Genomic DNA, 14,065 nt, shown 5'->3' on the forward strand with positions numbered 1-14,065 from the left:
CTTCTATGTCAATTATGGCTATGTCTGATGCCAGCATACTTTTTAGAACACCACCAAATATTATAATTAATTAACTGATATCGTCTAAACTAAAAAATGGCCTGCCGTATTATTGTCGCTAATTTAGCGGTTTTTAGCAAACAAGTTCAGTACGAACATCAGTGCAGGTGTTAATGGTCAGAGGTATTACTATCAAGCCACTCTAAGATATCTTGATAAACTACCTTGTTGTTTTTTTCATGCAGCGGTTCATGGCGCATATGAGGGTAGAGCTGTACAGATACTTGATTAAAATGTTGTTTGTCTAAACGGCTGGCAATTTTGCGAATGCCACGGCCCATATCACCAATGGGGTCATTTTCGCCACTGAGCAATAACATTGGAAAGTCTTTAGCAATCGTCGTCGCCCAGTTTTTATTCAACCCCGCTTCCATTAGAGTGAACAAGGTCATAAAGCCGTTATTGGTAAAATCAAAACCGGTCAATGGATCGGCTTCATAGGCTTCGATAGCAGCAGGGTTTTCATTAATCCAAGCAAACGGTGAGGAAGAAATACGATTATCAAGTTTGCTGTTAAGTACTTTATTCATCACATTAGCAAATAAAGCATTTGGCTTTTTAGGCGCAGCTTTTGCCAATAGTTTATTAACGGGCAGCAATACTTTGGTCAATGGATTGGCGTCTGCCGTACCCATTAGGATGGCACCTGTAAAGTTGCGTGCATGGTGTTTGAGTACGTTGCGTACAATAAACGAGCCCATAGAATGGCCCATCACAAAATGCGGCACATTTGGATGGCGCTCCTTTAAACTGTCTGCCATCACGATGACGTCTTTTAATAACGACTGTACCGGATGCTCTTCGCCAAAAAATCCAAAGTCATCTTCTGATTTAATGGTCTTTCCATGACCCAGCTGATCATAAGTGGCTACGGCGATACCATTATCAGCTAAAAACTGCGCAAAGTCTGCATAGCGGCCGCTGTGCTCCGCCATACCATGTACGATGAGTAAGGTAGCCGTAATAGCTGTTTCATTGTCACTTGGTTCAAAAAAAGTATGATGTAGATAATGGGTATTGTCAGATGAGGTGGTTTGTTCAGCAGTGCTCATAAGCGATTCCTAGTAATATTAGTGATAATGTTGATTTTTATAAAAAAGTGCGAGAAAACGGTTTTGAAAAACCATTTCAAAAAGATTAAAGACAACTAACATTAAAGACAACTATAGTCGAACTTGGATGAATTCGACTATAGAGTTTATAATTTATCTGTCATATGACTCTACATAGAGTCCGTTATTTATTTTGCTGGACGCTGATAAATCGTTTTGCCTTCTTTGATGGTCGTTACCACGTTAATATCCTTTAGCTTATTCGGTGCTATCGTCAATGGATTGGCGTCTAATATCACCAAGTCAGCCAATTTACCTTGGGTTAAGGTGCCTTTGCTGTCCTCTTCATAATACTCATAAGCGGCGTTGGTGGTAATGGCTTTTAACGCTTGATAGGGGCTGGCACGTTGGTCTTTACCAATGATTTTGCCAGAACGCGATGTACGATTTACCGCTGACCAAACGGTAAATAAAGGGTCAACTGGCGTCACCGTATCATCAGAATGATTGGTGTATTTCAGGCCCATTTTATCAGCAGTGGCTATCGGGCTTGAGAAGTTAGCGCGTTTTTCGCCTAAATTTTCGACATGGACGTCACCCCAAAAATACGTATGATTGGTAAAGAACGAAGGCATCATATTATATTTTTTGAAAGCTTGTAGCTGATCGGGACGCGCAAATTGGGCATGGATAGGCACAGTGCGGCGATCCTTATCAGCGGCTTGACCGGTTTTCTTCACCGCGTATTCGTGCGCTTTGATAATCATATCGGTCGCGCCATCGCCGTTATTATGAATAAATAATTGATTGTCGCGGGCGTAAGCTTTGACAAACATCTCATTGAGCGCATCTTGGCTGACACTAGGTAGACCGCGGCAGTCCTTTTCACAGTCTGGCACTGGGGTAATATAAGGTTGACTAAAATAAGCGGTTTTACCTTGCGGCGAGCCATCGGCAACGATTTTAGTGCCTTGCACTTTAAAGCCGTTTTGATAGGTCTTCCACACAAAATCTTTATCGGCTAAGTTTTCATCTAAATCACTGACGCCCGCAAGCGCGACCAAATCTATTTTAAGCTTACCTGCATCGGCTTGCTTTTGGAAAAACTCAATAGTGTTACGTGCTGTGGAGCCATTATGAGCAGTTGTTAAACCATTTTCGGCATAATAATCTTGCGTTTTTTCAAAGAATTTGGCTTGATTGGGCTCTAATACCTCGAGCATATGGCGCACAAAAGGATACATGGCGGTTTCTTGTACCAGACCATTGAGTTCGCTAGAGCCTTTGACGCGTGCAATATTACCGCCCTCTGGGTTTTTACTGTCGGCAGTGACCTCCATTGCTGCTAGGCCTTTACTGTTCGCCACGCCCATATGGCCACTGGTATGCTGTAGGTAAACAGGGTTATTAGGCAAGGCTTTATCGATTTCACCCTTGGTTGGATGGCGCTGTTCTGTTAATTGGCTTTCGTCATAACCCCAACCGTATATCCACTCGCCATCAGCGATATTATTGTCTTTTTTATAGGCTTTTAGTGCGGCTAGCATTTTATCGATGCTATCGACTTTGCCAACGGGAGGCGGGTTTAAATTGACTTGTCCCATGGTATTCGACACCATATCAAAATGGCTGTGCGGATCGATAAAGCCTGGTAGCAATGTCTTGTCGTTCAAATTGACTTGTGCGGCGTTGTTATATTTTGATTGAGCAGTATCTAGAGTACCAACGTAAGCGATTTTACCCGCTTGAGTGACCAATGCTTCTGCCATTTGTGGATTATCACCCTCCATGGTGATGATATTGCCATTGTAATAAACTGTCGCTGAGGAATCGCCGGTTTGTGAGGTTGGTTGATTGGCTGTGGCTGAGGTGGCAGTTGGTGAAGTGGCGCAGCCCATAATGCTCGCTAGTCCAAGGCTTAGTAAAGTTGGCTTGATTATTGTGCTTATCGTCATCGTGCTATCCTCAAAGATCATTTAATAAATTTATATATTCAAATAGATATTATGACCAATTTAACGGCAAAGCCCTATACGGTCAAACGTATTTGTGTAGTTGTCTGCTTTGTGTAAGCGGCTCTATAACAAAATCGTTACCTAATGCTCAAATAATAGGCTTATAGGAATGGATAACCCAGCTATGAAAAACCAGCTATGAAAAACCAGCTATGAAAAAACTGTTATTAGCAGGAGCGGGGCATGCTCATATTGGCTTGTTACGCCGCCTTAGTAATGAGCGCGCAGACGATGCAATATTTATCAATACTGATGTTACTTTGATAACAGAGCAGCCACAGACGATTTATTCAGGTATGTTGCCTGGTTGGATGGCGGGACATTATCAACTCGATGATATCTGTATTGATGTAAAGTCGCTTTGTTTGCGAGCAGGTGTGCGCTTTGTTCAACGTCCGATAGTGAAAGTGGATGCTACTTCTCGCACAGTCATCACCAGTGGCAACAAACCATGCGGTGCTGGCTATGGTTGTTATTATAACTATGATTATGACGTGCTGTCCTTAAATACGGGCGCTGACACCAATCTAGACTGGTTAGAGACCAACAAGCGTCATCGTTTTGACAAAGAAATCGCTGATAAAGAGGGCATTGATAAAGAAAGCACTGATAAAGAGAATATTTATAAACAGACCTCCGATACAAAAGGTGTTATTGCTATCAGGCCGTTACATTACTTTGCGCGGCAGTGGCAACAAATCATTGCGGCGGCAAAGCAAACAACCCATTACCGACTGGCTATCGTTGGTGCTGGCGCTGCGGCGATGGAATTAGTGATGGCAGCGCAGGTTATATTGCAGCAGATTCACCCCAGTCACCAAGCCTATTTGGTCTGCGGTGAGCATTTATTGTCTGGATTTGATAATCGTTTTAGAAAGCGTGTCATTGGTCAGCTTAAACGCCATGATATTGAAGTCGTTTTTGCAAGAGCCATCGGCTTTGCTGAAGGGCGGTTGCTGCTGTCAGACTCATCATCAACTTCCTCGTTTGAGCATTCTTCACAGCAATCATCACAGACGTCTTTGCCAGTTGATGCTGTCATTGCTGCTACTGGTGTCACAGGATCAGCATGGACAGCGCATACCGATATTGCAACCATAGACAATGGGTTTATAGCGGTCAATCGTGTGCAGCAGAGTACCTCGCACCCTAACGTATTTGCCGTTGGCGATGTATGTACGCGTGTTGATCAAGATATGGCGCACTCTGGCGTGCATGCCGTGTTTGGCGGTATTGTAGAAGCTGATAATCTATTGGCATATTTGGCAGATGAGCCCCTGCAAAGCTATGAGCCATTGCAAAGCTATGAGCCAAAAAAGCGTACGTTATATTTACTCTCTTGCGGCGATAAGTACGCCATCGGCAGTTGGGGTAAGTATAGTTTACAAGGTCGATGGGTTTGGACTCTCAAACGATACATTGATAAGCGCTTTATCAATGCCAAATAAAAGCGATATAATCAAATATTATTGATTAGATAAACTTTAATATGGTTATATATTAATAAGACAGCAGGTATAAAGTCATCCTTCTTATCTTTTAAGACGTACTATAAAAATTGGCTCTTAAACCAACTGGGTTCTATACTTTTATGAAATCTACCATTGAATTACTCGAGTTCACCGATTTTCCTGCGATCAAACGTCGCGAATTGACGGTATTACAAGTTAATATGGGCTACTTATGTAATATGTCCTGCGTGCATTGTCACGTGGCGGCTAGCCCTTATCGCACAGAGATGATGTCGCGTGAATTGGTTGAGCTGATACCAAAAGTGCTACAGGCACAAGGTATTCATACGCTGGATTTGACTGGCGGCGCACCTGAGATGCACGAAGATTTTAAGTATTTGGTTAAAGCGGCGCGGGCATTAGGTGTCAAAGTGATCGATCGCTGCAATTTAACGATTTTAATGGAAGATGGGTTTGAGGGTTTGGCCCAGTTCTTAGCAGATAACCAAGTAGAAATTATTGCTTCTTTGCCGTGTTATTCGCTCAAAAACGTGGATAAGCAGCGCGGCAAAGGTGCCTTTGATGACAGTATTTTAGGGCTACATAAGCTCAATGCGCTGGGTTATGGTAAGTCTGGCTCAAATCTCACTCTAAACCTCGTCTATAACCCACAAGGCGCTACGTTACCACCTGATCAGCAGCAATTAGAAGCAGATTATAAGCACGAGCTAAAACAACATTTCGATATTGAGTTCAATCAATTGTTTGCATTAACTAATATGCCCATTCAGCGTTTTGGCGCGGTACTATTAGCCAAAAATGAGTTTCATCCGTACATGGATTTGCTCAAAGCGAGCTATGAGGCTGAGAATTTAAAAGAGGTGATGTGCCGTGAGACGATAAGTGTCAATTGGTTGGGTGAATTGTTCGATTGCGATTTTAATCAGCAACTAGAGATGCCAGTGCCCAATAAGTCGCGCCGTCATTTACGAGACTTACTGACTCAGCATCCTAGTGGTGACGATATCGCTATCGGTGATCATTGCTATGGTTGTACAGCGGGCCAAGGTAGCAGTTGTGGTGGCTCCTTAGAAGAAAAAGATAGCGTTATTTAAGATGAAGGTTATTTCTACTATTTCGATCATTATTCCCATACTTAATGAGGCAGATAACCTACCTCGTTTGTTTGAAAATATTGCCAGCCTAACCCCGTTACCAACGCAAATATTATTAGTAGATGGTGGCTCGGCAGACGGCTCAATGGGAGTTGCTCAGGCGCTGATGGATACCGTGTCTAACAGTAAACAGTCAACCATTAGCGGGCAAGTTATCGAGTCGACTGCTGGTCGAGCTACCCAGATGAATGCGGGCGCAGTGTTGGCGACTGGCGATATATTATTATTCTTGCATGCCGATACGCAACTACCAAAAACTGCTATCTATGAGATTGTCCAATCCGCATCAAAAGCAGAGTGGGGTCGTTTCGATGTTCGGTTAGACAGCGATGACCCGATGCTATGGCTAGTCAGTCAGATGATGAATGGGCGCTCAAGAGTGACAGGTATTGCTACTGGTGATCAAGCAATTTTTGTAAAAAAGTCTCTATTTGAACAGATCGGTGGTTACCCTAATCAGCCGTTGATGGAGGATATTGAGCTGTGCAAACACCTTAAAAGTATCGCAAAACCGCTTTGCTTAAAGCACAAAGTAAGCACTTCGCCGCGACGATGGCAGCGGCATGGCACATGGCGGACAATACGGTTGATGTGGCATCTGCGTTTTGACTATTGGCGCGGGGTATCGGCTGAAAGCATTAAGCAGCGTTATGATAAAAGTTAAGATCACTTCAATCATTTAAATATAGGCAGTTCTAAATAGAATCGATACGATTGTAATAAAATAAATAGCACTCGTATCGGTTTTAAAGTGAATCAGCTATATCAAAAAGAACCATTATGCCTGTAGATAAGCAACTTAAAAGTAATGACTCAACGCTAATTATCATCTTTGCCAAATTCCCAGCTGAGGGCATGGCAAAAACACGTTTGCAGCCGGCTCTTGGTATTGCAGGGGCGGCGATGATGGCGCGCAAGTTACTAATACATAGCATTGAGCAAGCGATAGCGACTGGCTATAACGTTGAGCTATGTGTCAGTCCAGCACCGTCTGATCCTTGCTGGCAGACGCTTGAGCTATCCGAGTCATTGCGATGGTCAGCGCAGGTTGGAGGCGAATTGGGTATTCGTATGTTTACTGCCAGTCAGCAAGCGTTAGTTAAGTTTGATAATGTACTGTTGATGGGGGCTGATTGCCCTAGTCTGAGTGCCACCAAACTAAAACAAGCCGCGCAGCAATTAGAGCCGCACGATGCTGTGATGATTCCCGCTTTAGATGGGGGGTATGTGCTGTTTGGGTTTAAACGAGAGCAGGCGAGTTTGTTTTCAGATATTGAATGGAGCACCGCGAGCGTCGCATCGATCACTCAGCAGCGCATCGCTGCCTTAAACTGGTCGTTAGCTTTATTAGAGCCGCTACCCGACATCGATGAACCAGCGGATTTGGCGCATTTACCAGTGGGTTGGCTTGATTGCTTATAGCAAAAGTAATAAAAAAACTGTAGCAAACGAACGATTATACCAAACCACTTTAGCAGTAAATTACGGCAATAAAGCTGCCAGTCTGGTTTTAACCTCATCACTCATGGCATCAATAGGTGTAACCAGCGCTTGAGCTAGGGCATTATGAGCGATTGATTTAGGCTGCTCAACAGCGAGTAGAGTGACAGCGTGTTTAATTACCTGCTGCGCGTTTTTCGCATTTTTCATCAAATTCTGAATCGCATAATCGGCGCTAACTGCTTCCTCAGTAGGATGCCAACAATCGAAATCTGTCACTAGCGCTAGCGTGGCATAAGCAATACTAGCTTCACGCGCCAGCTTGGCCTCTGGCATATTAGTCATACCGATGATATCCGCTTGCATTTGACGATACCAATGCGACTCAGCACGCGTGGAGAACTGAGGCCCTTCTATACAAATATAAGTCGCTGTGGCATGACAGTTTCCCTCATTAATAGTCGCTTTATCATAAGCGCGCTGTAATATCTTGCCAACCGCAGGGCACAACGGATCAGCCATAGAAACATGAGCCACTGCGCCATCACCGAAGAACGTAGTAGCTCTATGTTTGGTCATATCTATCATTTGATCGGGGACGACCATATCTAACGGCTTAAGTTGCTCTCGTAGAGAGCCAACCGCCGATACCGAGATAATATAGCGCACTCCCAAATTTTTAAGCGCATAAATATTGGCACGGTAAGGCACCTCTGATGGCGTAAGTTTATGACCTTGACCGTGACGCGTTAGAAAGGCGACGCTCACGCCATCGAGATCTCCTAATACGATATCATCGGACGGCATCCCATAAGGCGTCGATACTTTCACATTACGCTTGTTGGTTAGTGCTTCCATCTGATAGAGACCGCTACCACCAATAATAGCGATGTCAGCAGATAAGTGCTCGGTATCTTCTACTACTGTTGAGATCATAGTGATTTCCAAATGAGTGTGTGAAGGAAAGATTAGTCTGTTGAATACTAAATTTGGAGTTCAAACATAGCCATTAGCGTTTACTGACTCTCTTATACAATCCTTGAGCCAGCGCTTTAACCATCATCGCCTGACTTTGCACAAAGCCATTATATTTAGGCAAATCATCGTCGATGTCTTCGACGCGGCGATTATAAAACAGATGCATGGACGGCTCAGGTAGTGCGGTGACGTCAGGGTAATTCGATGTCGGTACTAACATGAGAGTACCACCAACTGCCATTTCTATACTGGGTTTATTACAGCGAGTACAAAGCCCACGACTGATATTGGGCGGCAGTTTCCAACGGCGAAATTTGGTTCTAATCAGGTTTAATTGACTCACATCAGACTTTAGCAATACCGTCACATCGTTATAAGCTTGGCCTGTATATTCTTGGCAAATCGTGCAGTGACAGATAAAGCGGCCGACAGGCTTAGCATTAATAGTATAAGTATTGCTATAACAGGAGCAAGAGCCTTCCTGTGGGGTAAATTCGCTGCTCATTGGTCAATCCTTATGTGATAAAAAAAGGGTGCGAGAGTTATTGCTATTTTTATTTTTAAACTAAGGCTTAAAAATATAGCATTATCTTAACTTCATAGTGTAACCGTTTTACGTAGAAAAAATAATGAGTTAAGGTTTAGAGAAAAAAGCTTATGAAAGCTAGGGGCTGTATAGAATTCAGCTAAGGAACTGACAGAGACTATTTTTTAGGCAATTCGACGCCAAAAATAGTAAGTTTAGTTATTCTAAGCGCGATATTTTTGGCTATGAAGTGGCAAAAAATAGTCCTGTTCCTTCGGACTGATGCTAAAATCGCCCCAGACGTTGTTGTAAATCTAGCTAAGGTCTCGACATTACCTTCGATTTACGCCTAGTCTGGAATTATTTTAGCGATCAGCAGTCCTAATAGATGAATTCTATACAGCCCCTAATAATAAATAAAAAGGAGACCTATTTAGGTCTCCTTTTTGTTTACTATTAGCAATAAACTGACGTAATCAATTCGATACTAACAGCCCAATTTACCTTCAGCCTCAAGCGCTTTTTTACTACGAATAGGCGCTGGGCAATCCTCACCGTAGTATTGACGATCGGCAAAGTAGCTTGAACGTACCATAGGGCCGGCCCAAACGTTAAAGAAACCAATCTTTTTACCATAATCCATATAGCGCTGAAACTCGTCTGGATGCACATAACGGTCAACTGGGGCATGGTTCTTACTTGGCTGCAGATATTGTCCAATCGTAATCATATCTACATTATGCGCTTTTAAGTCATCGAGCAATGCATAAATCTCTTCTTCAGTTTCGCCCAGTCCGACCATAAAGCCGCATTTGGTAGCGATATCAGGACGACGCTCTTTATACAGCTTTAGCAGGTCTAACGAATGCTGATAATCAGAACCGGGGCGGAAGGCTTTATAAAGACGCGGCACCGTCTCGATATTGTGGTTAAACACATCCGGTGCGGTTTCAGTCAATAAGTCCAAGGCAACATCCATACGACCGCGGAAATCGGGCACTAGGATTTCGATCAAGCAATTAGGACTAAGCGCGCGTGATTCGTTAAGGACTTCAACGAAGTGATTGGCACCACCGTCTTTTAGGTCGTCACGGTCAACCGAGGTAATAACCGCATATTTTAATTCTAACCCTAAGATGGTCTCAGCGGTATGGCGCGGCTCATCCTTATCTAACTCATTGGGGCGACCATGACCGACATCACAGAACGGACAGCGACGGGTACAGATATCGCCCATAATCATAAAGGTGGCGGTGCCATCGCTAAAGCACTGCGCTAGGTTAGGGCAAGCGGCCTCTTCACAGACGGTATAGAGTTTTTGCTCGCGTAGTTTGGCTTTGATGCGTGCCACTTCAGCAGGTGAGGACAGCTTAACCCGAATCCAATCTGGCTTTTTCTTCGCCTCGACTGTCGGGATCACTTTAATTGGGATACGGGCAACTTTGTCATAGCCACGTAGTTTTTCACCTTGAATGGCTTTTTTAGGTCTTACTCTAGCAGCAGGAGTATGTGTTTGTACGGCAGTTGTCATAATTATATTGTCTCTTAGCTCTTTGTATTATAAGGGTTTACGGGATTGTTAGAATGTTTTAGAAGTGGCGTTATTATAGCAGATATTGATTTGTTGGTTGCTTAGGCGTTTGTTTTAACTCGTATGCTTAAGACTACTACGATTCGTCTATTTACCATAGTTTTAAATATCTATATCGATATTCAATTCATTCAGGATTTCTATGGCGGCACGAAACGCTTCTTGGGTGGCAGGTGCGCCGCAGTATGGCAGGCTATGCATCAATACTTCTCGAATCTCAGCGACACTTGCGCCATTATTGATCGCGCCTCGGATATGACCTTTTAGCTCGTTCGGGCTTTTTTGAGCAATTAAAAAAGCAATGGTGATTAATGAGCGGTATTTGCGCGGCAATACCGAGTCATCTTGCCAGGTGCTGCCCCAAGCATGTTCAATGATCCACTCTTGTAATGGCTGGGTGAATCCGGTCGCCCCATCGAGCGAGCGTGTTACGTGTTGTTCGCCCATGACCTCGGTGCGCACCTTTAGGCCATTGTCGTAATTGGCGTTATTCTTCATATTTCTGTCATCCTTGTTGTATCGTCATCCTTGGTATTTACACCTTTAGCGTTTGCTGATAGCTGATAAAAGCTATCTTATACAGCCGAATCATCAAGATGATATTTTCTAAAATAATATCTTACAAAAGAGTATAGCAGTCACGCGGCATTTATTTAACCATAAATCAGATAATACTTGACCACAACGACAAGTTAAGTATCGATGGTTAAAAGGCGTTCAATGGTATTATTGATGGGACCATTTTTATAATAAATGTCCAATATGGCCTTATTATGCGTCTTTTAAGGGCTGAGCCATTAACATTTAGAGTGATTTAAGCTATGATTGCATGGATAATTATTCCATCTAGCACATAGGCGCAGGCTGTCATGCTGACTACCCACGTAATGTGCTAAACCCCAACTGACGAGGACGACTATTGTGTTAGAAGCTTATCGTAAACATGTCGAAGAACGTGCTGAGCTAGGAACTGTACCGCTACCACTGAATGAAAAACAAGTAGCAGAGTTGGTTGAACTATTAAAAACCCCACCAGCAGGCGAAGATGAGTTCTTGATGAACTTACTAGAAAACCGTATTCCTGCTGGCGTTGACCAAGCAGCTTACGTTAAAGCAGCATTTTTAGCGGCTATCCTAAAAGGTGAGGCATCATCGCCGCTTATCAATAAGAAAAAAGCGGTTGAAATCCTAGGCACCATGCAAGGTGGCTATAACGTTCAGCCATTGGTTGCCGCTCTTGATGATGCAGATGTCGCACAAGACGCCGCTGAAGCATTGAAAAAGACCTTGCTGGTATTTGACGCGTTCAATGACGTGACTGAAAAAGCCGAAGCCGGTAACGACATCGCTAAAGAAGTGGTGCAATCTTGGGCAGATGCTGAATGGTTCTTAAACCGTAAAGAGGTTCCTAAAAAGTCAACTTATACTACTTTTAAAGTCACTGGCGAAACCAATACCGATGACTTGTCTCCTGCGCAAGACGCGTGGAGCCGCCCAGATATCCCATTGCATTCATTGGCCATGCACAAAAACTCTCGCGACGGTATCACTGCTGATGATGAGGGTGTTGTCGGTCCAATGAAGCAGATCGAAGAGCTTAAGAAAAAAGGCCATCAATTGGCTTATGTTGGTGACGTCGTAGGGACTGGCTCTAGCCGTAAGTCTGCGACCAACTCAGTGTTGTGGTTAATGGGCGAAGATATCCCTAACGTGCCAAACAAACGTGGCGGTGGTCTAGTATTAGGTAATAACATCGCTCCTATTTTCTTCAATACCATGGAAGACTCTGGCGCCTTACCAATCGAAAAAGTCGCGGTTGATAACCTAAACATGGGTGATGTGTTTGACATCTATCCGTATGAAGGCAAAATCACTAAGCATGACTCTGACGAAGTTATCTCTGAGTTTAAACTGAACTCACCAACCTTGCTTGATGAAGTTCGTGCAGGCGGCCGTATTCCACTAATTGTGGGTCGTGGCCTAACCAACCGTGCTCGTGAGTATATGGGTCTTGGTCATTCAGATATCTTTGCTAAACCAGAAGAGCCAGTCGATACCGGCAAAGGCTTTACCTTAGCACAAAAAATGGTCGGTAAAGCTTGTGGTCTAGACGGCGTCCGTGCTGGCATGTACTGCGAACCAAAAATGACCACAGTCGGCTCGCAAGATACTACAGGTCCGATGACTCGTGATGAGCTAAAAGACTTGGCCTGCCTAGGTTTCCAAGCTGATCTAGTGATGCAGTCATTCTGTCATACCGCCGCTTATCCAAAGCCAGTTGACGTTGAGACTCAGCATACGCTACCTGACTTTATCATGAACCGTGGCGGTGTGAGCTTACGTCCAGGTGACGGAATCATTCACTCATGGTTGAACCGTATGCTCCTTCCAGATACCGTTGGTACTGGTGGTGACTCACATACGCGTTTCCCAATGGGTATTTCGTTCCCAGCCGGTTCTGGTTTGGTCGCATTCGCAGCAGCAACTGGTGTGATGCCACTGGATATGCCTGAGTCTGTCCGTGTGCGCTTCGTTGGCGAACGCCAAGCGGGTATTACTTTACGTGACCTTGTACACGCTATTCCTTATCAAGCGATCAAAGATGGCCTATTAACTGTTGATAAGAAAGGCAAAATCAACGAATTCAATGGTCGTATTCTTGAAATCGAAGGTCTAGAAGACTTAACCGCTGAGCAAGCGTTTGAATTGTCTGATGCGTCAGCTGAGCGTAGTGCTGCTGGTTGTACCATCACGCTATCTGAAGCATCAGTGACTGAGTACTTAAACTCAAACATCACGCTACTTAAATGGATGATCTCAGAAGGCTATGGCGATGCACGTACGATCAGCCGTCGTATCGAGCAGATGCAAGAGTGGTTGGCGAATCCAAGCCTCATGCGTGCTGACGAAGATGCAGAATATGCAATCGATATGACCATCGATATGTCAGAGATCAAAGAGCCGATCCTTTGCTGCCCGAACGATCCAGATGATGCTAAAACATTGGCTGACGTCGCTGGTGATACCATTGATGAAGTATTCATTGGTTCGTGCATGACCAACATCGGTCATTTCCGTGCCGCTGGTAAATTGCTACAAGACGTCCCAGCAGGAAGCCTAAAAACTCGTCTATGGATTGCGCCACCAACGAAAATGGATGCGCGTCAGTTGATGGAAGAAGGTTATTACAACATTTATGCGCAAGCCGGTGCTCGTACTGAGATGCCAGGTTGTTCATTATGTATGGGTAACCAAGCGCGTATCGCACCGAACTCTACTGCGGTATCGACGTCTACGCGTAACTTCCCGAACCGTCTTGGTCAAGGCGCTAACGTATACTTGGCTTCTGCAGAGCTTGCAGCAGTCGCAGCGGTACTAGGTAAATTGCCTACCAATGACGAATATCAGCAGTACGCTGGTATGCTCAATAGCATGGGTGATGAAGTCTATCAATACATGAACTTTGACCGTATGGAAGAGTATACGGAAGAAGCAGATAAAATTAACGTGGCTCAGTTGACCTAGTTTTTATTCTCAACAACGTTTAATGAATTAAGAAAACAGAAAACCCCGTATCGTTATGATGCGGGGTTTTTTTAAATAACTAACTTCAATACGCCCTAGGGCGTGTCATCAATTAGCACCGTTATTTTAGAATAAGCTATACTGATTCTATATATAGCAAACTGAGCTCAACTATTATGACAAGACGACATGCCCTGCGTGATGACCAATGGGAGAGAATTAAAGACATTCTACCTGGTAAACCAAGTGACG

At 44.0% G+C, this 14,065-nt stretch carries 11 protein-coding genes; 5 read left to right on the plus strand and 6 right to left on the minus strand.

Annotated features, from left to right (window positions below; genetic code table 11):
- Positions 1-170: 170 nt before the first annotated feature.
- Both EI161_RS10215 and EI161_RS10220 read right to left on the minus strand, forming a co-directional pair.
- The gene (locus EI161_RS10215) at positions 171-1,112 is read right to left on the minus strand and encodes an alpha/beta hydrolase (RefSeq protein ID WP_192529516.1); all 942 of its coding nucleotides are present in this window, start codon (positions 1,110-1,112) and stop codon (positions 171-173) included.
- A gap of 188 nt (positions 1,113-1,300) precedes the next feature.
- The gene (locus EI161_RS10220) at positions 1,301-3,067 is read right to left on the minus strand and encodes an amidohydrolase (protein ID WP_192529517.1); all 1,767 of its coding nucleotides are present in this window, start codon (positions 3,065-3,067) and stop codon (positions 1,301-1,303) included.
- Between the two features lie 212 nt (positions 3,068-3,279).
- Between EI161_RS10220 and EI161_RS10225 the strand changes: the two genes are divergently transcribed.
- From EI161_RS10225 to EI161_RS10240, 4 genes are all read left to right on the plus strand, one after another.
- A complete protein-coding gene (locus tag EI161_RS10225) occupies positions 3,280-4,575 on the plus strand; it encodes an FAD-dependent oxidoreductase (protein ID WP_192522610.1) in 1,296 nt (431 codons plus the stop codon).
- 143 nt (positions 4,576-4,718) lie between these two features.
- The gene (gene arsS / locus EI161_RS10230; protein WP_192522609.1) at positions 4,719-5,693 is read left to right on the plus strand and encodes an arsenosugar biosynthesis radical SAM (seleno)protein ArsS; all 975 of its coding nucleotides are present in this window, start codon (positions 4,719-4,721) and stop codon (positions 5,691-5,693) included.
- Between the two features lies 1 nt (position 5,694).
- Positions 5,695-6,417, plus strand: a complete 723-nt coding sequence (locus tag EI161_RS10235; RefSeq protein WP_192522608.1) for a TIGR04283 family arsenosugar biosynthesis glycosyltransferase — start codon at positions 5,695-5,697, stop codon at positions 6,415-6,417.
- Positions 6,418-6,533: 116 nt separating this feature from the next.
- A complete protein-coding gene (locus tag EI161_RS10240; RefSeq protein WP_192522607.1) occupies positions 6,534-7,175 on the plus strand; it encodes a TIGR04282 family arsenosugar biosynthesis glycosyltransferase in 642 nt (213 codons plus the stop codon).
- Positions 7,176-7,235: 60 nt separating this feature from the next.
- Here EI161_RS10240 and mtnP read toward each other — a convergent pair whose 3' ends face one another.
- From mtnP to EI161_RS10260, 4 genes are all read right to left on the minus strand, one after another.
- The gene (mtnP, locus tag EI161_RS10245) at positions 7,236-8,129 is read right to left on the minus strand and encodes an S-methyl-5'-thioadenosine phosphorylase (protein WP_192522606.1); all 894 of its coding nucleotides are present in this window, start codon (positions 8,127-8,129) and stop codon (positions 7,236-7,238) included.
- Between the two features lie 73 nt (positions 8,130-8,202).
- A complete protein-coding gene (locus EI161_RS10250; RefSeq protein WP_192522605.1) occupies positions 8,203-8,676 on the minus strand; it encodes a GFA family protein in 474 nt (157 codons plus the stop codon).
- A gap of 508 nt (positions 8,677-9,184) precedes the next feature.
- Positions 9,185-10,228 (minus strand): lipoyl synthase, encoded by a 1,044-nt coding sequence (lipA, locus tag EI161_RS10255; protein WP_192522604.1) that lies wholly within the window; start codon positions 10,226-10,228, stop codon positions 9,185-9,187.
- 162 nt (positions 10,229-10,390) lie between these two features.
- Entirely contained in the window at positions 10,391-10,786 is a 396-nt protein-coding gene (locus EI161_RS10260; RefSeq protein WP_192522603.1) for a carboxymuconolactone decarboxylase family protein, read from the minus strand.
- A 423-nt stretch (positions 10,787-11,209) separates the two neighbouring features.
- On the opposite strand from EI161_RS10260, the gene acnB reads away from it, so the two are divergent.
- Positions 11,210-13,813 carry a bifunctional aconitate hydratase 2/2-methylisocitrate dehydratase gene (gene acnB, locus EI161_RS10265; RefSeq protein WP_192522602.1) on the plus strand — a complete coding sequence of 868 codons (2,604 nt, stop codon included), beginning with the start codon at positions 11,210-11,212 and terminating at the stop codon, positions 13,811-13,813.
- Positions 13,814-14,065: the final 252 nt, after the last annotated feature.

Source organism: Psychrobacter sp. FME5 (assembly GCF_014861375.1).
In the GTDB taxonomy this organism is placed as follows: Bacteria; Pseudomonadota; Gammaproteobacteria; order Pseudomonadales; family Moraxellaceae; genus Psychrobacter.

Excerpts from the sequence above, each read along its gene's own strand:
- arsS (WP_192522609.1), top strand. The coding sequence starts at position 4,719 with ATGAAATCTACCATTGAATTACTCGAGTTCACCGATTTTCCTGCGATC.
- EI161_RS10240 (WP_192522607.1), top strand. The coding sequence starts at position 6,534 with ATGCCTGTAGATAAGCAACTTAAAAGTAATGACTCAACGCTAATTATC.
- EI161_RS10235 (WP_192522608.1), top strand. The coding sequence starts at position 5,695 with ATGAAGGTTATTTCTACTATTTCGATCATTATTCCCATACTTAATGAG.
- EI161_RS10260 (WP_192522603.1), bottom strand. The coding sequence starts at position 10,786 with ATGAAGAATAACGCCAATTACGACAATGGCCTAAAGGTGCGCACCGAG.
- EI161_RS10215 (WP_192529516.1), bottom strand. The coding sequence starts at position 1,112 with ATGAGCACTGCTGAACAAACCACCTCATCTGACAATACCCATTATCTA.
- EI161_RS10225 (WP_192522610.1), top strand. The coding sequence starts at position 3,280 with ATGAAAAAACTGTTATTAGCAGGAGCGGGGCATGCTCATATTGGCTTG.
- EI161_RS10250 (WP_192522605.1), bottom strand. The coding sequence starts at position 8,676 with ATGAGCAGCGAATTTACCCCACAGGAAGGCTCTTGCTCCTGTTATAGC.
- EI161_RS10220 (WP_192529517.1), bottom strand. The coding sequence starts at position 3,067 with ATGACGATAAGCACAATAATCAAGCCAACTTTACTAAGCCTTGGACTA.
- lipA (WP_192522604.1), bottom strand. The coding sequence starts at position 10,228 with ATGACAACTGCCGTACAAACACATACTCCTGCTGCTAGAGTAAGACCT.
- mtnP (WP_192522606.1), bottom strand. The coding sequence starts at position 8,129 with ATGATCTCAACAGTAGTAGAAGATACCGAGCACTTATCTGCTGACATC.